This is a genomic window from Clostridium fermenticellae, from assembly GCF_003600355.1.
GTDB classification, from domain to species: Bacteria; Bacillota; Clostridia; order Clostridiales; family Clostridiaceae; genus Clostridium_AV; species Clostridium_AV fermenticellae.
In genome coordinates this window covers 1,450,714-1,471,820 of sequence record NZ_CP032416.1, presented here as the reverse complement: position 1 = coordinate 1,471,820, position 21,107 = coordinate 1,450,714, and the positions used below count along the sequence as shown (strand labels likewise).

The following is a 21,107-nucleotide window of genomic DNA, read 5'->3' as shown; positions in this document are numbered from 1 at the left end:
ATAAAACGTCTTTTTAAAAACTACTTTTTATTTTTCATAATTAGTATATAATCAAATATCGTACAGATAAATGTTTATGCAATATGGAGGTAATTAAAATGGATATTAGTCTAATAGGGGTACCAATATTTTTCGGATGTGATACACAAGGTGTACAATTTGGTCCCAAAAAAATTCGCGAAAATAATATATTAAATATACTAGCCAAAAATCATAATGTATATGACATTGGCGATGTTTATGTAGATAGTATACCTGAAAGTGAAAAATATAAAAGTAATTACAATCTAAAATATTTAAAACCTATAACAGATATAAATAGAAACTTAGCTCATATGGTATACAGTTCACTTACTGCGAAAAGTTTTCCTTTAGTAATAGGTGGAGATCATTCTCTAGGACTTGGAAGTATATCAGGCGCAAGTAAATACTTTAATAATCTTGCAGTTGTTTGGGTAGACGCTCATGGTGATATAAATACTGATAAGACCAGTCCAACAGGAAATATACATGGTATGCCACTTGCCTCTGCAATGGGTTTAGGATTTGATGCACTTACAAATTTATATTATAAAGGTAAAAAAGTAGACCCTAGAAATGTATTTATAATAGGTGCAAGAGATTTAGATGAAGGTGAAAAAATAATTATAAAAGAACATCATATAAATGTATACTCTACAGAGGATGTCAATAATATTGGAATAGGTAAAATAATAAATGAAGTTATAAAAAAAATTCAATCGAATAATTCAGATTCTATACACTTAAGTTTCGATATAGATTGTTTAGATCCATCATTAGTCCCGGGAACCGGTACTCCTGTAGAGAATGGATTATTCTTAGATGATGCAAAATACATTTTGAAAAATTTAATGCAGACTAATCTAGTACATTCAATGGATTTTGTTGAATTTAACCCAAAATTAGATAAGAACAACAAGACACTGGATGTTTGTATGAACTTACTTGATTGGACATTTAGATATCTTGATTAAAGAAACAAACCGTACAAATATTGTATGGTTTGTTTCTTTATTAATCCATAAGAATTTTAGACATATTACCTTGAAAAAATATATATTCTAAATGCAGTGCCCTTGTAAGCACAACATAAAGTATTTTTTTGTCCAGTTCAGAATTATCATAATTCTTTTCATTACAATTGTATATTATTGTGCAATCAAATTCCAATCCTTTTGTCATATAAGATGGAATGATTACTCTGTCAAATTTAAAATTTTTATCTGTTTCCTTTATAAGTTTCCATTCAGTAGAAGTATACTTTTTTAGATATTCTCTTATTTTTCTACATTCAGAATAAGTTTTGCCTATAATAGCTACACTTCTTCTATTAATTTTATGTACCTTCTCAAGTATTAAATTAACATTCTCACAGAATTCTCTATTAGTTTTATAGCTTTTAATTGTTACATTATCTCCGTGTCTCAATACAGATTTAGCAGGTGTCAAATTAACATCTTGTTTTTTAAGTACTTTATTTGAAAATTTCATTATTTCAACTGTTGAACGATAGCTTTGAGTAAGTTCAATATAACTGCTTCGAATCTTAAAAACTTGCTCTATTAAATTTCTCCAATTATTTATTCCTTTATAATAATAAATGCCCTGTCCTATATCTCCAACCATAGTAATCGAGCTATTTGATACCATATAATTTAATACATATATTTGAAATAAACTATAATCCTGCGCCTCATCAATCACTATATGTTTATATTTATAATTTTTAGGAATTCCCTCTATTTTGAATTTCAAGTATAACATAGCTGCTAAATCATCACTGTCTATTAATCCATTTTCATAATTATAATTTAAGATTTTTTTAATATAACAAGCTAAATTATAGTCAATATGCTTAGTTATAATATTATTAAAAGTATTATTTTCATTAAATAAATCCAAATACATTTTATCTGTTTTAATTTGTTTCCATTCGTTAAAATAATTTTCAAAGTTTAGTTTTGAATCATTATTAATCTGTGATTTTTTAGTATCTCTTTCATCATATAATTTAATAAGTTTTTCTCTTCTCTCAATAGAATCATTCATCGACTTTTTTACTCTTGCAATCATATATTCATAATAAAAATCTATCTTATCTAGTATAGATTTTATTTTATTATTTATTTTAAGTCTTAGATATCTTTTTATTTCATCTTTCCTGTTATTTATAGATAAATTAGATAAATCCCTATTGTAAAGTCTTTTTATTTCATCTTTATCAAATAATACATATTCTTCAACTTTTATATCTTCAATTTCTGAATCTTTAATTTCGATAAATTTTACATATTCATCTATAATATCTTTATAAAAAATACTTCCTTTTAATTTGCTGCTATCTAATATAAATTTTAAATCTTTATCAGGTGCATCCTCTAAAATATGAGATAATTTTTTATCTTTTGTGATTATTTTTCCTTTTAGTTCCAACATTTTATGAGATATATCATCAAATGTTGTTTGTTTTATATTATTTATTCCGAGATCGGGCAATACTTCAGATATATAATCTAAAAATAATTTATTTGGTCCTACAACTAATATTTCTTTACTCGAAAGTTTATCTTTATATTTATATAATAGGTACGCCAGCCTATGAAGTGCTACTGTTGTTTTACCCGATCCTGCTGATCCTTGTACTATAAGGGCAATATTTTTCTCAGATCTTATTATGTCATTTTGTTCTCTCTGAATAGTTGCTACCACATCTTTTAATTTACTACTTACATTCTTTTCTAAATTTATCTGCAAAAATTTATCTGTTAATATATTTTCTTTATCATCAGAAGATTTTAAGATAACTTCATTTACAGTATCATCAAAAGCATTTTTTAATCGTCCATTTTGTATTAAAAATTTTCTCTTTAAATTCAGTTCTCCATTTATGACACCAACAGGTGCTTTATAGTATGACTCTCCTATTGCACCACTATAATACAGATCTGCGATTGGAGATCTCCAATCGATTACCTTCTCTTCTCCAGTTGTGATATCTCCAAGTCCAAATTTTCCTATATAAAATGTTTCTACATTTCTCTTATATTCTCTAAAATCTATTCTTCCAAAATAAGGTTGAGGCTTCGATTCAGTATATTTCTTTAAATTTTTATGAGTTATATTGTACAATTTCTCTTTTGTCTCGAGTTCTTCATTGTACTTTCCCTTAGCTTGCTTTCTTAAATCTTCAATTTTATTTTTTAATTTTGTATCATCCTCTGTTATTTTTAATAATGCATTATCTATCCATATTTCAGTTTCTTCTAAATTATTTATTTCTAATCTTATTTCACTCGAATCTATCGCCATAAAGATCATCCCTCCAATCTATACAAGTTTAAATTCTATAATTAAGCTTAAATGATGTCAAGTTATTTTTATGAAATATTTACATTACATTATATCTATATAAAAATAGCCGCCCTTTTTCATTTATGGCAGCTATTATAAGATATTTAACTTAAATTTACTCTTCAATTCTATATACTTTCTTAGCCCTATCGGTATAAAGAATGCCATTCAAATGATCTATTTCATGACATAATGCTTTGGCAAGCAATCCATCTGTTTCTATCTGTAAATCTTTCATCTGTTGATTTTTATAATTTACTATAACTCTCTTAGGTCTTACAACTACTCCCTCATAACCTGGATAGCTTAAACAACCCTCGATGCTATCTTCTTTACCTATTTTTTTTATTATTTTTGGGTTTATAAGCAAAAGTGGTTTATAATTATCATTTATATCTATAAACACAATTTTCTTTAAAATGCCGATTTGAGGAGCTGCTAACCCTATCCCTGTCGAATCATGAAGTGTATCTTTCAAATCATCGATTAATTGTAAAGTATCTTTATCAACAGTTTCTACATTTCTACTTACCCTTTTTAACCTTTTATCTCCAAATTGTAATATCTTCTTTACTGACATTTTATTTTATAAATTTCTCCTTTCTCAAAATATAACTGCATAGTATAATTATACATTTAACTATTTATAACATCAACTGAATCAAATAATTCACTTATGTATAATTCTATATTACTTTTTTCATCAAATATTATATAACATACTTTTTTATTTATTTCATTCTTTAATATTAAATCTTTTATATCTATAAAAAACTTTTCAATGTGGTAGTTTTCTTGAAGCTTAATATTACTTTCAACTACACAATTTTTTACTTGAACTTCTTCTTTTTTATTTCTATCTCTTATTAAGAATTCAGGAAGCCATTTTTTCTTATTATACTTAAGATAATCAAATTTTATTATTTCTTTTAAATTAAGTTTATCGTCTTTATTACAAGTGAGTTCATTTAATAATTCCAGAAAGACCTTATAATATTGAACCGAAGATATACTCCTACTCAGGTATCCTTTTTCGTAAAAAAATTTTCCAAGAAAGTAGTAAAAATCAAAAGGAGAATTAAATTTTGGCAAAAAATAATTTAATATATTATCGAACTTTCTAGAGTTATAATATTTATCTAATACCTTCTCCACTCTTTTTAAAATTGTTATATCACTGTAACTCATATTTTTAGTTTTTAATATCTCATATGGTGGATACGGAGAATATACCATTCCCCATTTTAGAGTCTCATCTCTCATAGAGGAACCTTTTAATAATTTTAAGAAACCAAGTTGTATTTCCTCAGGTCTAATTAAGTATATATCATTAAATGATTTTTTAAATGAAGCAATATCTTCACCAGGAAGCCCTGCTATAAGATCTAAATGCTGCTTTACATTACCTATACGTTCGAGTTCATCTACTTTTTGCTTTATATCATAAAAATTAACATGTCTATTGATATTATGCAATATAATATCATTTGTAGTTTGGACTCCGACCTCAAATTGAAATCTTCCACGAGGAGCCTTTGATACAATTTCTATCTCTTCTTCAGTTAATATATCAGCAGATATCTCAAAATGAAAAGTTGCATCTGTTTTAATATTAATTAGATAATTCCATATTTCCATTGTAAATTTCGGATTGCAATTAAATGTCCTGTCTACAAATTTTATAAGTTTTACATCCTTATCAATTAAAAACTTAAGTTCTTTTTTAACTCTATTTATATTTAAAAATCTGACTCCATGTATAGTTGACGAAAGACAATATTTACAATTAAATGGGCATCCTCTCGATGCTTCATAATAAACTATTTTATTACTCAAATCATCATCTCTATCATAAGGAAATACTATATCATTCATATCCATTAAAGGTCTCTTGGCATTACATATTACTTTACCGTTGACTTTAAAGCATAGCCCTTTAATATTCTTAAGTTCATATATTGCCTCGTGAGTTGAATTATTTAACCTTCCATAAATTAATATCCAATTTATAAGTTCACTATAAGTTTCCTCCCCCTCACCAAATAGTACAAATTCACCTGGATTCTCATAAAGGAAGGTTTTACTATCATAAGATACTTCAGGTCCTCCATAGATTACCGTTATATCATTGTTTATCAATTTAATTAAACTGGCTATGTGTTTAATATAATCTATATTCCATATATAACACGAGAATGCTACCATATCTGGATTTTTATTTATAATTTCTTCAACTATTCTCTCTATTCTATCATTTATTGTAAACTCCATTATTCTACAATCATAGTTTAAATTTTTTGTATAAGCTTTTAAATATCTAACAGCTAAATTACTATGAATAAATTTGGAATTTACAGCCGTTAAAATTACTTTCATAACATCATTTCCTTTCAATTATATTATTTTTATTTCACTTTCCTTTTCTTTAATAGTATATATTAATAAAAGTATATAAGACAATCAATATAATAGCATTTTCGAAGTTCATTTAATATATTAATAGTGCATAAAAATATATAAGGAGTTAAGTTATCCAATGCATTTTATTTATACATTTTTTATTGCTTTGGCCAATAATATTGATAATATAAGTGTTAGAATAGCTTATAGTATAAGAGGAATAAAAATATCCATTTTCAAGAATATATGGATTTCCATAATTACTTTTTTTATTTCTTCCTTAGCAGCATTCTCGGGAAGTATAATTACAGATTTTTTTAGTACAACTGTATCTCAAATAATAAGTATGCTGATGCTAGTATTTATAGGCTTGTGGATTATAGTCGAACCTTATTTTAACACTAAAAAAGTTGAAATCAATTCAATCAATATAAAAAATGATAATATAATACGTAACATACTGAGAAATCCGGAAAAAGCTGACAAAGACAATTCAAAAGATATTGATTTTAAGGAAGCAACTTTTTTAGGAATTGCACTGTCAGTTAATAATATAGGTGGAGGAATGAGTGCTGGTATGATTGGCCTAAGTTCACCACTTGTGGGTTTTTTCTCAGCAATTATAAGTTTTCTATCACTTTGGGCGGGCAATTATCTAACCAGTTTTTTAAATAGGTGGAATTTAAATAAAAAGGCTACTGTTCTTGCAGGTTTATTATTGATTATAATAGGAGTCAAACAAGTTATATGAAAAATGGTTGACATAAAAAGTGTCAACCATTTTTATATAACTTCGCAGGTTACAATGCTTGTCATGTATGACATTAGTTCATCTTTTAAATCTTCTTTTTTTAAGGCGTATTCTATATTTGCTTGTAAAAAGCCAAATTTACTTCCAACATCATATCTTTTCCCTTCAAAATTATAAGCATACATGGCCTGCTTAGACATCAATGTTTTTAGTGCATCTGTGAGCTGTATTTCTCCGCCTTTTCCAGGAGGAGTATTATCAAGTATAGAAAAGATTTGTGGAGTAATTATATATCTACCAAGTATGGCTATATTTGAAGGTGCTTCTTTTATAGAAGGTTTTTCTATCATATCATTTATCTTATATACCCTGTCTTCGATATATTTTCCGTTTATTATGCCATATTTAGAAATATCATTTTGTGGAACTTTCTGAACACCTATTATTGAGGTTTTATATTCATCGTAACAATCCATGAGTTGTTTTAAACAGGGGACTTTACTATCAACTATATCGTCACCAAGCATAACAGCAAAAGGCTCATTGCCTACAAATGTTTTTGCACAGGTTATTGCATGTCCTAAACCGAGAGGCTGCTTTTGTCTTATGTAGTATATATTAGCCATATTAGAAATATCATTAACCAACTTGAGTTGATTGTTTTTATTATGAATTTTCAACTCTTGTTCAAGTTCAACACATCTATCAAAATGATCCTCAATTGCTTTTTTATTTTTACCTGTTATAATTAATATTTCTTCTATTCCGGATGCTATTGCTTCTTCAACTATATATTGAATTATAGGAGTATCTACTATTGGTAACATTTCTTTTGGTTGAGCTTTTGTTACTGGTAAAAACCTTGTTCCCAGTCCAGCAGCTGGAATTATTGCTTTTTTAATTTTCATATTTTTAACTCCTTTTTGTTTACATTTTTTTAATTAACATAATATTTATTTTGTTAATATAATTTTCTAAAATTTAAAAGTTATTTATATAGGAATATTACATAATTATAATGACATTTATATGGCAAATTTATGAATAAAATATTACAAATACAAAAAAAGACAAGTATTTAAATACTTGTCTTCTAATAAGTTATACTATTAAAATAATCTTAAGCCGTATTAGTGTTACCTTGTTTTGAATTGTTTTTAGCACTGTTATTAACATGTTGCTGTATATATTTTTTTGCCTTTAAACAATATACTTTGTTATATTCTTTTATGTCTATAATATCAAAATATTTTTCTATAATTTTAATATTACTTTTTTTTGAATTGTTTTTAAAGGGATTTAGGTCTTTTATTTTTATTCTACGTGTTTCCATTTTAGGCATTATTATTTTTAAAGTGCAATCAATTACCTTTGTAAATCCCTTATCAATATCCCATATATATATTATTCCATCATTTTTTAAATATTTGCTTATATCTAATAAAAACTTCCTCTTTCTTATACTAGTCCAAAAGTTATTAAATGAAAAAAATAATATGCATGTGTCATAAAAATTTTCCACAATCTTATTTTTATCTTCTTTTCCTCTAAGATATTCAATATTTATATTATTATTGCTTTCTTTATATATGTTATATATCACACCATTATTTTTAAAACCAATGTCGAGTACATTTCCCTGGAAAACTATATCTTTCATATTAACAATTATTTGTTTATTCAAGCTTTATCCCCCCATCGCATAAAATACTTATATACTATATTATTTCTTCACATATAAAAAAAATCCTCCATTTTATGGAAGATTTTATATACTTTCACTTTTTAATTTCATTGTAATATTTAATCATAAAACCAGCTGTTGTCCTTTCAGCTTCTTTCAATATAGTAGATGATATCTTACCATATCGTTCATTTTTATCTTCTATATTTATATATTTTACATATGTGCTGTTTGCCATAATTGCATTATTCTTTATATAATCATCCACAGTATCATATATAACTGCTCCCTCTTTTGCAACAAAAGAATAATCAGTTAATAACCTACTTATTATCCAGAGTTCAAAAGGTCTATGACTATCTAACAACCTATTATTAACATGCTGTGGAACAGTTGAATCCTGTATAAGATGACACGCGGCTCCGAAATAAAATAATGCTTTAATAATATTATCTAATTTCACATACTCTAAAGATTTATTATAATACTTTTTGCATTCAGTCAGAGCATCTGAAAATCCATAAAGACCTCTACCCTTACTAGCACTGTAAAAATGATTAGAACTTTTAAAGTCCTGATCTGCCCAGGTTACCCCATCATTTAAACTTTTTACATGCTCAAAGTAAAATTCATGTTCTTCATTATATCCATCATTTTTTAATATATCTATAGCTTGAATTATTATAAATTTATGAACTGTACAGTAAGTTTTTAAAAACTTTTTCTTAAGTGGATTAACTGCGAACATCAATCCCCTCAAAGCTGTTCCGTATGTATGTTCCAATTTGTTTTTCATATATACCTATCCCTTTCGAAACAAAAATATAATCATTTCTTTTGTATAGTTAACACTATAATTATCCCAGAAATACAAACCATAACCAGATATAAGTACATTTTCTTATCTATATTAAAATTAGCATTTGCACCCCTGCTTTTACTTATACTATATAAATATCCATGATTTGAATCAAGCACTAAAAGCGAATTATTATAGATCTTCATATCAGTTATAAATGAATTCTTAGGAAGATTAGCTTCTTCTTTTCCTGTTCCAATTCCATTAAATGCATATATATTATTGTTCGACTTATCATAAAAATATATACAATCCTTATTTCCTATAATACCTTTTTTATCTATAGCCAATGATTTTATTGAACTTACTCTATTGTATTGATACAACGGTGCCGGTGGGTTAGTAGTAGGATGATTATCAAGTACAAATTGTAAATTAAAATTATTATTTAACCTAAACCTTGGTGAAGTAATTGGATCACCACCGCTATAATCAGGCCATCCATACCAATTTCCCTTTTTAATTTCGTATATGTAATCACTATCACCTTTAACAGGTCTTATTCCCCTATCTTCTATTCCACCAACTATTGCTAAAAGTTTTCCTTGACTATTAAAATCCATTCCTGTTATATTCCTTATTCCCCATGCAAATGTCTCACTATTACCTGTTTTTATGTTGTAAATCAATATGGAAGAATTTCCCGGGGAATGCCCTGCTACAAGCTGACCATTTGTACTCCTTGTTTTATAACTTTGGAAAGCTCCTGTTTTATCTTTTCCGAAATTAATACCTTTTAAGGTTATATCCTCAGGTGATATATCATGCATAAAAGGATTATTTTTTATATATTTATTATCATTTCCCACAACACCTGAGTTTGTAACAGCACCTATTGTTATATATAAATAATCTCCTCCAACCTTTACAATGCTATTCTTGTAATCACCATAATTAGGTAAATCTTTAACTATCTCAAACATTTTTTTATTACTTAAATTATAAGAATATATCTTAGTATTCGATGAAAAATACAATATATTATCGCTAAAATCCAGACTGGATATGTTAAGTTTATCATTTTTAATAAGATAGTAACTCTCTCCATTTTTATTTATAACCTGTATTTTATCCTTATAAGCTATGTAATAATTACCAGAACTATCAGCTACAAAATCTGTTGCTTCCTTAAGACCCCTATATTTAACATCACAAGAAATGTTCTTATCCTTAATAATTACCTTATTATAAGTTGAATCCCTAATATATTTAGTTATCAAAATTGCAGAACAAGTAATACATATTATCACTAGCAAGATTTCAAAAATTTTTTTCATATTATAATCTCTCCTATATAATATCCTTAAAATATATATATTTTGAAATCTTGCTTTATATGATTAATAACTATTATCTACTTGTAAGTTCTATATGTCCTTTTTCTACTTCAGATAATACCTTAAATATCGTCTTGATATCATAGGAATCAATATAATCAATATATTTTTCATAATATTCAACTGCATGTTTTTCCCTTTTACAAGCCATATCAAGAAGTATATTATCAGTATTATATTTTGAATAATCCATATCTCTAAGCACCGGTAATTTCTTAAACCCACCAATTCTGTTGTGTATTCTTGCATGCATATATTCTATATTGGAAAGTGATTTAAACATATCCTTTATGTTCTCATTTTTCGCTAAAAATGCTGCCTTTTTATAGAAATCGCCATTAAAAACCTCTAGCTTCATCGCATGATCGATAATTTTAAGAGCATCATCTTTAAGTTTAATATTTCTGTATTTATAACTCTCATCTTCATTTTTTATATACTCAAGCGGTGAACCACAGAAAGGACAAAACTTTATATTATTAATAGAATTTTTATCTTCAAATGCTTCTTTATTGAAATCAAAATTTGTAGAATTTATTTTCATTCCACAAATTGTACAAAATAATTCAGTCATACAGACTTTTCCCCCTACTGTTAAATTTAATCAGGAATATTATATCATAAAAAGCCCTTAATTTTAAAATTATCATTATTAGAATATAATGTAATTACTTCTCATAATTTTATATATAGTCCATAAAATATCAAGAGGAGTTTTTTATTATATGAAAAGAGATAGATTTTTAAAAAATTCTCTAATTATGATTTTTTCAAATTTAATTACAGGAATTTTTGGTTTCGTTTTTTCAATAATTCTTTCCAGAAATATGGGAGCAGAGGGTATAGGCCTTTATGGTCTTATAATGCCAATTTACGATTTATTCATATGCTTAATATGTGGTGGAATAATTCCGGCAATATCAAGAAGATCTGCTATCTACTACAGCAAAAATGATTTTAGGAATTTAAATAGAACTATTGATGTTTCTCTGATATTCGACTGTATATTAGCAATTGTAGTGGCAGTATTTGTATTTTCATATGCGAATTTTATAAGTACATATATAATTAAAGATACAAGGACAATACAGGCATTACAAATAATATGCCCTGCTATGATATTTATATCACTTTCATCAATATTTAAAGGATATTTTTATGGAGTATCAGATATTAAGGTACCTGCGCTTATAGATGTGAGTGAGAAATTTATCAGAATAATTATATTTGTAAGCATAATAACCGTATTTAATTTAAAGACAGTTAAAAGTACTGTAACTGGTGCATATATGACTTTAACACTAGGTGAACTTATAAGTTTTATATTACTTTATATATTCTACAAAAGGAAAAAAGCTAAACTTGGTTTTAGTTATACAGCATCTGAAGACAAGCTACAGTTATTATTCGATGTACTAATTATTTCATTTCCTTTATGTATAACCGATTTTATAACAATGGTACTCTCTACAACTTCAACTTTAATCGTACCAAGAAGACTTATAAGTTCTGGAATTGAATATAATACAGCATTATCTATGATCGGAAAGTTCAACGGAATGGCAATGAATATAATATTTTTTCCTATGATAATAGTTAATTCAATATCTACAATATTAATACCAGATCTATCTGAGAAATTAAGTAAAAAGGATTATTGGCAGGTTGAAAACAGAATTGCTCAAGTTATAAAAATTGCATTCATTTTAGGAATGACAACACTGGTAATATGCTCAATTATACCAAATATACTAGGCAGTATGCTTTATAGTAGAAATGACTTAGGGAGTTATATACATTTTTGTACATTAGCAGCACCACTAGCATACGTTAGTTCTGCAAGTTATGCAATATTAAACGGACTTGGAAAACAAAATATCATACTAAAAAATTCTCTCATAGTCTCATTTGAAGAATTAATTATATTATATTTGCTTACACCAATAAAACAAATAAATGTTTATTCATACGGGATATCATTAATATTAACCTCAGGTACAGGTCTAATTATGAATCTATATGAAATCAGGAAAATTTACTTTATAGATTTCTCAAAATATGAATTTTCGATATATATACTGGCTTCAATCTTATTATACTTGATTTTATATACAATAAAAAATTTTGTGTCTTACAGATCAGCAACACTAGAAGGTATAACAATTTTATTTACAGGATTCTTATGTACACTAATTTTCTTAATTTCAGTGGTCAGGAAAAGAAGATTTTCCTGACTTAAATTTAATTACTTCACCATTCTTAATATAAAATTTGGAATGAGTGTCATAAGTTTGCGTGGCATAGAATCTAAGTCTTCTCTTTTTATACCACCAATTACTATTAATAAAAACAAATATGTAATACCACCAATACCGATAGATATAACAGTTGCAAGTGTATCTGCAAAATATCCCTTATGTAGAACATTAAATACAAAATTGAATCCGTAGTGAACTATGAAAACTACTACCCCCATAGCTGCTGAAGCTATGACAGGTTTTATTGCATGTACAAAAAGACTTAATTTTATATTTAATGTTTTTCTTATAACCCTATGATTTAATATTATAGGAACTAAAAAACCAACTGTACTTCCAACTATAGCACCAAGTATGTTTATACGTGGAATAGCTATTAAAAAATAATTTACAGCTATCTTAAAACATATACCAAGGACCGAATATGCAGTTGCAATAAATAACTTGCCTATACTCTGAAGTATTGTTGTCTGTATCTGCATAATGGACATTAAAACAAGAACTACTGAACCATATTTCATAATATATGATCCACCGGCAAACTTTAACATTTTAAAAATCGGATCACTTAAAACAGCAAGTCCAACAGCACATGGTATAGCAATTGAAAAGCATAATCTAAACGAATAATTTATCTTTTGCTTTACATTATATTTATCCTTTAAAGCTACTGCAGCTGAAATTGCCGGCAAAATAGCCATAGAAAGTGATGAAATTATTGTTATCGGAACATTCATTAACTGCTGATATTTGGTTAAATAACCATACCATATTGTAGCTTTCGTATCAGAAATACCACCAGCCATTAATCTTACTTTAGTATTGTACACATCAACCAAGTTTCCTGCATTAGTCATTCCAACGCACATTGTTATCGGAACTCCATATTTCACTATTCGCTTCAATAACTGTTTTGTGGTGAGTCTTCTTTTACACATTTCAATTTCTTCTCTAGGAATACGAAATTTTCTGTGCTTTTGATAATAAAATATTAAAAATGTTGCTGATGCAAGCGCTCCACACGACGTACCTATAGAACCACCAGCGACACCTGCTTCAACTCCAAATTTTATTAAGTAAACTGCAAATATAATTGAAAAGACTATGTTTGCAGTCTGTTCTATGACCTGCGATATAGCCGTAGGTGTCATATTCCCTCTTCCTTGAAAATATCCTCTGTAAGCTGATGCTATCGAAGTAAATAAAATTGCCGGTGCTAAAGTTAATATTGATAAATATGCTTTATCATAATGTATTAAACGAGCTATCGGGTGTGAAAATGCAATTAACAATATAAACATAACTAACCCTAATATTAAAAGAGCAAATCTTGCTATTTTAAATCCTTTAACTGCATCTTTATAATTTTTAACGGCAATAAGTTCAGATACCAATTTAGATATAGCTACAGGTATTCCAGCATTTGTAAGTACAAATACAAAAACATATACTTGAAGCGAAACACCAGATATACCATATCCTTCATCACCAATTATATGTCTAAATAGTGGTATATAGAGTAATGACAGAATCTTTACTAACATGCCTGCAGCAGAAAGTATAGCAAAGCCTTTAGTAGTTGATTGTTCCTTCATCTTTAAAAACTCCTCATTCTCATAGTATATGTTTTAGAATTTCTCGAATATATCATTTTTAATCTTCTTAAGCATAGGTGGCAAACTTTCAGCTAAAGTTTTATTTTCTAAATACGATAATTTCTCGGGACAATCTTTAAATGTCAATTTATATGCATATAAAAATTGATAATCCAGTCCGTATTTATTATAAAAAAAACTATTCAATTTACTTATTCCATATTTGATATCTCCAACTATAGGATTCTTAAGATAACTCAAATGTGCTCTCAATTGATGGCTCCTTCCAGTAATAAGCTCCAATTCTAAAAGAGAATATGTTCCACATGTACTAAGAGTTTTCACCTGCATTGCTATTTCTTTAGCACCTTTTCGTGGAGTATCAAATATTTTCGATATATTCTGATCCTCATTTTTCATTATATATGCTCTGTATATTCCATCTCTTAACCTTCCCTTTACAAGTGCCTCATAGTATTTCTTTATTCTTCTTTCTCTTATCATCTCATTAAGCAATTTAATAGATTCAAAATTCTTACCATATATAACTACACCAGATGTATTTCTATCGAGCCTATTACAAGGTGCAGGGGTGAACGTTATCTCCTGTTCCGGATTATAGTCCCCTTTATCGTATAAGTATGATAATACATAATCAGTTAACGTATTTTCTCCTTTTTTTTTGTCTGAATGAACCAAAACTCCAGGCCACTTCTCAACTATAATCATATTTTTATCTTCATATGTTATTTTCAAAAAATCATTATCTATTCTAGTGAATATTCGTTTTCTATTTTCTGTCAATATATGCTTTGTTTCTACTATATCTCCCTCACAGAGAAAATATTTCTCTTTTACTTTTTTTCCGTTTACTCTTATGTCGCCTTTTCTTATACTTCTGTATATACCACTCAAGGGCATATCTTTAAGCCATTTTCTTAAAAATTTATCTATTCTTTGTTCTGCTTCATTAATTCCTATTTCAACTTTCACATCATCACTCCTAATTCTACAATTAATCTCATATGTCCTTTTATATCCTCAATTTTATTTAGACAACATCTAATTATATAATAACAGTATTTATAAAATCAACATATAATATTTTAAACCTTGGCTTAATTACAAAAAAGCCGACAATAATTGTCCGCCTTTTTAATGTATTTATATTAAGCTAAAGATCATTTTAAAAGTTCAAATGCAGTTTTACATTGTATTGCAACTCCTATAGGAAGACACTCTTCATCAATATCAAAAAGACTACCATGTGCCGGATTTAATATCCCTTTTGCTTTATTTCCACACCCGAGATAATAAAATGCAGATGGCCTTTCCATAGAAAAATACGCAAAGCTTTCAACACCCATACTCGGATTTGAAAGCATCTTAATATTTTCCTCCTTAATTAATGAAGATGCACATTTTACCACCATCTTAGTTGTTTCATCATCATTGTAAAGGCAAGGATAACTTTCTTCTATATCTATCTCACACTTACCTCTCATAGAGTTAACTATACCTTCTGTAACTTCCACCAATCGCCTCTTTACATAAGATCTATGTTCCCTTCTAAGTGTTCTAATTATACCACTTATTGTGACCTCTTCCGGAATTATATTCTGTGCTGTACCTCCATGTATTGTTCCAATTGTTATTACTGCGGGATCTGTAGGTGGAATTTCTCGACTTACAATATTCTGTAGTACAACTACAACTGAACTTGCTATTAAAACAGGATCTATTCCTGTGTCAGGATGTGCACCATGGGCTCCCTTACCTTTTATCTTTATTGTAAATGGATTAGATGACGCATTTACTACTCCCATTTTAATTCCTATTTTTCCAACTTCTATATCTGGTTCCACATGGAGTCCAATTACTTTATCGACATTTGGATTTTGTAGTACACCCTCTTCTATCATCACTTTTGCCCCACCGGTAGTTTCCTCAGCAGGTTCAAAAAACAGTTTTATATTTCCGTTTAATTCACTCTTTATGCTATTTAATATTTTAGCCACACCTAAAAGTATAGTAGTATGCGCATCATGTCCACATGCATGCATTTTTCCATTAATTTTAGAACTATACTCACATGTCTTATTATCCTTAAGTGGGAGTGCATCCATATCGGCACGTATTCCTATTGTCTTATTTCCATTTCCATTTATTATTCCACATATACCAGTTTTTGCAGTTTCAATGTATTTTATGCCTTCCCTGTCTAAAAATTCTTTTATCTTTTTAGAAGTTCTGAATTCCTCATATCCAAGTTCAGGATACATATGAATATCCCTTCTTATACTTATAAGCTCTTGCTTGATATCTTGCGCCATCTCTAAAAAATTCATTCTCTTAGTCACTCCTTTTATCCCATCCAATCTCTATTACATCACCCTCTGAAAGTTTATCATAATAACCTGCATTTTCTCCGTTTAATCTTAAAAATAACTTTCCTTTTGGAACTGCCAGATTAAACTCAATATAATTGAATATATCCACAAATACATATTGTTCCTTACCTTTTAGTGTGATATTTTTTCCATTTGCAACTATATTTAACTCAACACCATCAGAAGATTTTTTTTCATCCTTACTATTATCTTTGCTATTAATACCATCTTCTTTTTTTATTCTATATATTTTTTCACCTTCGTTAATCACATGGTCAAAAGATACTTTTTGGCCTTCTAGATAGTATTCATAATCAGTATCATCACTGTCATCTTTAAGAAAATATTTCTTGTAATCACGAAGTGTTTCCGGAAACAATATCTCTACAATATCGTTCTCTTTTATAAAAGTATTTATATCCACTCTCTTACCATTAATTATAGCCACTGGCTCTAAATTATCCATGATATCATTTATAAAAAAGCTCACCGAATATACTTTTTGTATATAATCCTTAACATTGGGTCTCGCATCATTTCCATTCACCGCATAATTTATAATTATCCTGTCTCCTTCCTTTACCATGTCATCTATATTAGCTTTGGCATCATTTATTTTTATTTCCGAAGGAGTTGAAAGCGAACCAAATGCGACTCTATTTATACCGTTTAATATAAATTTTAGATTTTTACCATTTTTGCCCATAAAAACTTTTGGATTTATACCAGCCTGTATAATAACATCTATAACAGTATGTTTATGAGAATTGAAAAGACTTATTACTGAATCATTTAAAAATACATCTATAAAGTCATTTCCAAACTTTCGTATAGATGTTAAAGCTATACCTAAAACTGTAACTCCTATACTTCCAAGTGAATTATCTGTGCATACACAATCTTTTATATCTTCTCTCGATTTTATACCTATCCTTTGATCCTGCAAATTAAGTTTTTCAGCTAAAAAATCCTTAAGTTTTGGAGTATATGCTCCTCCACCCACCATAAATACAGCATTAGGCGATTTTCCACCATTTAATTCTATAATTTTATTTCCAACCTCATCTGCTATTTTTTTTACGACAGGAGATATGACTTTAATAACCTCTTCTGAAGAAATTTCATTTTCAATATCAAGGACATCCTTGTATTTATATTTTCCACCCGTAGTAGATGCACGCTTTATATTTTCAGCAGTATTAAAATCCACAAGATAATTTTGAGCTATTACTTCTGTAACTTCATCACCTGCTAAAGGAACCATTCCATATGAAGATATCGTATCATTGCTGCTTATTGCTATATCAGAAGTACCTGCTCCAACGTCTATCAATGCTAAATTCAATAATCTTAATTTCTTTGGAATAGCTACCTCTATAGCTGCTATAGGTTCTAAAGTAAGACTTACAACTTGAAGCCCAACCTTTGCCATAACTGAATACAAACTGTCAACCACTGATTTTGGTAAAAATGTGGCTATAACCTCAATCTCAATATTAGTAGCTTTATGTGACAACAAATTGCTTATCAAATATCCATTTAAATAATAGTTCTTAACACTATATCCAACACAATAAAGTTTTCCACTTGTTTCTTCATTAATCTTCTGTTCAGCAGTTTTGACTGCAGTTAATTCAAGAGTTCTTATAGTATCTTTATCAATCTCTTTATCGTCGTCAATTTCCATCCTGGCCTTTGATAACATAGTTTTCAAAAATCTGCCTGCTGCCGCAATAGCAACATTTTTCAATTTTATATTTAACTTTTTCTCAAGATTGCTTTTTATAATATTAACCGTATTAGCAACTAATGTAATGTCATGTATTTGTCCATCAATCATGGCTCTTTCTTCATGTTCTACACAATGTTCTTCTATAACAAAAAACTTTTTATCCTTTACAATGCCGACAGTTCCTATAACTGATCGTGTCCCTATATCTAATGCAAATATCGTATCTTGCGGATTAATTTTAGTATTATCCATAATATTTACCTCTTCTTCTAGTAATATAATTATTCTTCTAATAGACATTATAAATAATTGTAGAATATTTGTAAACTAATGCACATTTTACTTATACATTAATTATATAATATAACAATAATATATATTTTAAAAATAAAAAACCATACTGGAGATTTTAAAATTAAAATTCCTAGTACGGCAGGATATATTATATTAATTATATGAAAGCTATTCCGCTATTTTTATTATTCCATCATGTTCACAGATATATGGTAAGTTCTTCATTATTTCATATATATATTTTGATTTACTATTGCTTAAAAGATCATCCTTTGATGCACTATCAACACATGAAATATTACACCAGAAATCAACAAAATCATCCTTAGTTAGAAAATGTACATCAGCATTATCTTGTATTACAAATCCACTATTAAAATTTTCGATAATCTTTACATTTTCATTTTCATTAATAGAATTATTTGAAGTTATTTCACATATATCATCCCATATTTTCTTAAAAGCTATCATTACTATAACCTCCATATTATATACTGGCTATTAAAACTATATATAACATATCATATTTATTATATATAAGTCAATTTCAATGGCTTTATTGTTTGTGTCAAGTTAAAGTGGGCAATTTTATTTTTTAAAATTTCCATTGTAAATTCAGTTGATATTTTTCTTCCCGTATGGCCCCGTCCACAGCCCGGAAGGGCGCACTTATCCTGTTAACTTTTATCCCGAGTTTTTAAATTATCTATAAACCAGTTCACTGAGATTTCTTTCCTGAAAAAAGCTCTGTATCGCTTTTCTGCCATTGGTTACGGCGCAGCCTGTAAATGGTATCCCTGCTTTATGTATATGGTAATACCTGCTCTTCTTAGGTTTCTTGTTAACATCAGCTGCCGTTAATGTTATAACCTCTTTTATTTTCTCCAGTTTATCATCTGAAATAGAACCTGAACATATCTCATCGATTGTTTGGTATATTCTTTTACCAGCTTTTTCTGCCAGTATTTTTGCCAGATTATTTGCACCCTTTATAGACCAGCTCATTTTTCTCCCTTTCATCCTCTGGGCCAGTATGTCACAAATATTATGCTCCATTGTGCCTAAATTCCTATATTCCAGTCCTTCAGGTGCCTCCGGCATCTTTATCTCTTCTCTTAAGTGATATGGCACTAATCCTGCCTTATTTTCAAAGAGATATGTATACAGTTTTTCTAATTTCTTAAACTTTTTTTCGTTATTAGTATACTTAACCATAAGACCTGTTAAGTATTCAAAACTCTTATCTATTTTTCCGTCATGCAGCATTTTCATGAGTTTATATGCTTCCTTTTTATCCTCCATATTTCTCAGTACTGCCTGACTTTTATGGAATGGATCTAACTGAAAATATACGCCTTCTCCACCCATGCTCTGTTTTATCCATGGGGCACCATCCCCATTCAAAATTCTTACTTCTATTTCATCTGTGTTATATACTTCTGCAATGGCGGCATCACTAAGTTCCTTGAATTTTTTACTTGTTCCAAAGCTGGCGCATGCTGTTTTATTATGAACTACATAGCCGTCTTTTCTGCCACCTCTCTTTTTCCAGCCCTCATAAGTTACTCCCAGCTTAAGTTCTTTCTTTTTAGACTTCCTTCCTTTAGGTTTATCTTTCCCCTGAATGCTTAACCAGATGCCGTCCATCTCCTGAAATAAGGCCTTAACTTCCCTTGAGCCCTTTAATTTTCCCATTTTATTCAGCAGTATCTTCCTCTCTTCCTTTTCTTCTATTTTAGAACCTAATTTTTGTACTACATTCCATACTGCCGTATGGCTGATTTCCTGGTTTGCCAGTTCTTTAATATTATTTGAAGTGTTCCTATAAGACACATTGGTTACATTGTCTACTATTTTTTCTACTAAAGTGCTTGAAATATGGCCTATTGTATCCATTTTTAAGTATTCATCCAGTAAGAATTTATATGCCTTTTTCCCTTGATCAGTTTTGTATTCATATATACGTCTGTCAAATTCTACATCTCCCATAATAGTTTTTATACACGTATGCCTTAATCCTTTATTTCTATATATTTCGGCATCTCTTTCATCCATTAACCTCCGGTCCAGGTGCGAAAGCACCTCTCTTAGAATTTCACATGCTGTATCACACGCATATTTATATATTTTTTTCTCTAAACTATTGAAAGTTATTTCATTATCATTTAAACTTAAAGTATCGTTTAAATTGTACATAATCTCACCCATTTCTATATAGTCTTATCAACTTATATTATAATGGATTTTTATGTACATGGGAGATACTTTTTGTATCTCCTTTATTATTTTAACCAGTAATTATTACTACCTTTGCCTACTAAAATTATACTCTAAGGGCTTTATTATTTATTTGTATAGTCTAATTTATTTTATTAATATATTTTTTTAGTTTACATTTTTTTAATTTACATAATATTTTTTATGTATAAATTATA

The 21,107-nt window shown here is 28.3% G+C and carries 17 protein-coding genes; 3 read left to right on the top strand and 14 right to left on the bottom strand.

Going from position 1 to position 21,107, the window contains the following annotated elements; all coding sequences use genetic code 11:
• Positions 1-98: 98 nt before the first annotated feature.
• On the top strand, positions 99-995 hold the full coding sequence (gene rocF, locus D4Z93_RS06975) for an arginase (protein WP_119971760.1): 897 nt from the start codon (positions 99-101) through the stop codon (positions 993-995).
• Between the two features lie 40 nt (positions 996-1,035).
• Here rocF and helD read toward each other — a convergent pair whose 3' ends face one another.
• From helD to D4Z93_RS06960, 3 genes are all read right to left on the bottom strand, one after another.
• Complete coding sequence (helD, locus tag D4Z93_RS06970) at positions 1,036-3,330, bottom strand: RNA polymerase recycling motor HelD (protein WP_119971757.1); 2,295 nt, start codon at positions 3,328-3,330, stop codon at positions 1,036-1,038.
• Positions 3,331-3,487: 157 nt separating this feature from the next.
• A complete protein-coding gene (def, locus tag D4Z93_RS06965) occupies positions 3,488-3,952 on the bottom strand; it encodes a peptide deformylase (RefSeq protein WP_119971755.1) in 465 nt (154 codons plus the stop codon).
• Between the two features lie 56 nt (positions 3,953-4,008).
• A complete protein-coding gene (locus D4Z93_RS06960; protein WP_119971752.1) occupies positions 4,009-5,748 on the bottom strand; it encodes a B12-binding domain-containing radical SAM protein in 1,740 nt (579 codons plus the stop codon).
• Between the two features lie 160 nt (positions 5,749-5,908).
• Between D4Z93_RS06960 and ytaF the strand changes: the two genes are divergently transcribed.
• A complete protein-coding gene (ytaF, locus tag D4Z93_RS06955) occupies positions 5,909-6,523 on the top strand; it encodes a sporulation membrane protein YtaF (RefSeq protein ID WP_119971750.1) in 615 nt (204 codons plus the stop codon).
• 32 nt (positions 6,524-6,555) lie between these two features.
• On the opposite strand, the gene galU is transcribed toward ytaF, so the two are convergent.
• The 5 genes from galU to D4Z93_RS06930 all read right to left on the bottom strand — a co-directional run bounded on the left by galU (position 6,556) and on the right by D4Z93_RS06930 (position 10,977).
• Positions 6,556-7,431, bottom strand: coding sequence for a UTP--glucose-1-phosphate uridylyltransferase GalU (galU, locus tag D4Z93_RS06950; protein ID WP_119971747.1), 876 nt, complete (start codon positions 7,429-7,431; stop codon positions 6,556-6,558).
• A 212-nt stretch (positions 7,432-7,643) separates the two neighbouring features.
• Positions 7,644-8,207, bottom strand: coding sequence for a class I SAM-dependent methyltransferase (locus D4Z93_RS06945; RefSeq protein WP_199798382.1), 564 nt, complete (start codon positions 8,205-8,207; stop codon positions 7,644-7,646).
• 94 nt (positions 8,208-8,301) lie between these two features.
• Complete coding sequence (locus D4Z93_RS06940) at positions 8,302-9,003, bottom strand: zinc dependent phospholipase C family protein (protein WP_119971745.1); 702 nt, start codon at positions 9,001-9,003, stop codon at positions 8,302-8,304.
• 32 nt (positions 9,004-9,035) lie between these two features.
• Positions 9,036-10,343, bottom strand: a complete 1,308-nt coding sequence (locus tag D4Z93_RS06935; protein WP_119971742.1) for a PQQ-dependent sugar dehydrogenase family protein — start codon at positions 10,341-10,343, stop codon at positions 9,036-9,038.
• A 73-nt stretch (positions 10,344-10,416) separates the two neighbouring features.
• Positions 10,417-10,977: a ferritin family protein gene (locus D4Z93_RS06930; RefSeq protein ID WP_119971740.1), complete on the bottom strand. Its 561-nt coding sequence runs from the start codon at positions 10,975-10,977 to the stop codon at positions 10,417-10,419.
• 151 nt (positions 10,978-11,128) lie between these two features.
• Between D4Z93_RS06930 and spoVB the strand changes: the two genes are divergently transcribed.
• The gene (spoVB, locus tag D4Z93_RS06925) at positions 11,129-12,637 is read left to right on the top strand and encodes a stage V sporulation protein B (protein WP_119971737.1); all 1,509 of its coding nucleotides are present in this window, start codon (positions 11,129-11,131) and stop codon (positions 12,635-12,637) included.
• Between the two features lie 11 nt (positions 12,638-12,648).
• On the opposite strand, the gene D4Z93_RS06920 is transcribed toward spoVB, so the two are convergent.
• The 6 genes from D4Z93_RS06920 to D4Z93_RS06895 all read right to left on the bottom strand — a co-directional run bounded on the left by D4Z93_RS06920 (position 12,649) and on the right by D4Z93_RS06895 (position 20,868).
• Complete coding sequence (locus D4Z93_RS06920) at positions 12,649-14,256, bottom strand: putative polysaccharide biosynthesis protein (RefSeq protein ID WP_119971734.1); 1,608 nt, start codon at positions 14,254-14,256, stop codon at positions 12,649-12,651.
• Positions 14,257-14,289: 33 nt separating this feature from the next.
• Positions 14,290-15,249 (bottom strand): RluA family pseudouridine synthase, encoded by a 960-nt coding sequence (locus tag D4Z93_RS06915; protein WP_119971731.1) that lies wholly within the window; start codon positions 15,247-15,249, stop codon positions 14,290-14,292.
• A 188-nt stretch (positions 15,250-15,437) separates the two neighbouring features.
• Positions 15,438-16,604, bottom strand: a complete 1,167-nt coding sequence (locus D4Z93_RS06910) for a M20 metallopeptidase family protein (protein WP_119971729.1) — start codon at positions 16,602-16,604, stop codon at positions 15,438-15,440.
• 4 nt (positions 16,605-16,608) lie between these two features.
• On the bottom strand, positions 16,609-18,630 hold the full coding sequence (locus D4Z93_RS06905) for a cell division FtsA domain-containing protein (RefSeq protein WP_119971727.1): 2,022 nt from the start codon (positions 18,628-18,630) through the stop codon (positions 16,609-16,611).
• Positions 18,631-18,840: 210 nt separating this feature from the next.
• On the bottom strand, positions 18,841-19,143 hold the full coding sequence (locus D4Z93_RS06900) for a hypothetical protein (protein ID WP_119971724.1): 303 nt from the start codon (positions 19,141-19,143) through the stop codon (positions 18,841-18,843).
• Between the two features lie 231 nt (positions 19,144-19,374).
• Positions 19,375-20,868, bottom strand: coding sequence for an ISLre2 family transposase (locus D4Z93_RS06895; RefSeq protein WP_119970197.1), 1,494 nt, complete (start codon positions 20,866-20,868; stop codon positions 19,375-19,377).
• Positions 20,869-21,107: the final 239 nt, after the last annotated feature.